The following is a 547-nucleotide window of genomic DNA, read 5'->3' on the forward strand; positions in this document are numbered from 1 at the left end:
GGATGTCGGTTGCTCCACCTGCGCAAATAGGCCTATCAACCCAAAGGGCTCCGGTTCCCGCCGGATGAAAGTTCAGTGGCAGGTCAGTAGCTGTTCAGACAAACCGATCCACCTCTGTCGGACCCATAGGCGGGCAGGCCCAACCTGTAGCACCACCCAAAACGGCAACGCAAAAAGCCGCCTGAGGTGGCGTGTAGTGCGTTGTTATTACTGTGTGATTTTGGTTGCGGGAGACCGGTTTGCACTTTGGCGAAAACCACACTGTTCGTCCCGGTGGCGCGATGAGCAAGGCGGCCGACGGAGGCGGCGACTGGCCGCCCCTGCCCCGCCGATGCCGATCAGGATGAGGAGGCATCATCCGGCTGTGCGGCTTTCGGCGTAGCCTTCGCGGCCTTTTCTTCTGCCGCAGCAGCCTCAGCGGCAGCCAACTCCGCTTCTTCTGCGGCGAACGCTTCTTCGTCATCTGCCTCTTCGTGCATCTCATCGACGGTCTCAGGACGAAGCGAGTGCCCTGCGATGCGACGGCGGTTCGCCGAGGTGGCGAGCC

Annotated in this window: 1 protein-coding gene; it reads right to left on the reverse strand. The window is 61.8% G+C overall.

What is annotated here, in order from left to right; all coding sequences use genetic code 11:
* Positions 1 to 338: 338 nt before the first annotated feature.
* On the reverse strand, positions 339 to 547 hold a 209-nt coding region (locus tag GZH79_RS17500; RefSeq protein ID WP_211645064.1), incomplete at its 5' end, for a hypothetical protein.

Origin of the sequence: Loktanella sp. SALINAS62 (assembly GCF_018263905.1) — a bacterium.
In the GTDB taxonomy this organism is placed as follows: Bacteria; Pseudomonadota; Alphaproteobacteria; order Rhodobacterales; family Rhodobacteraceae; genus Loktanella.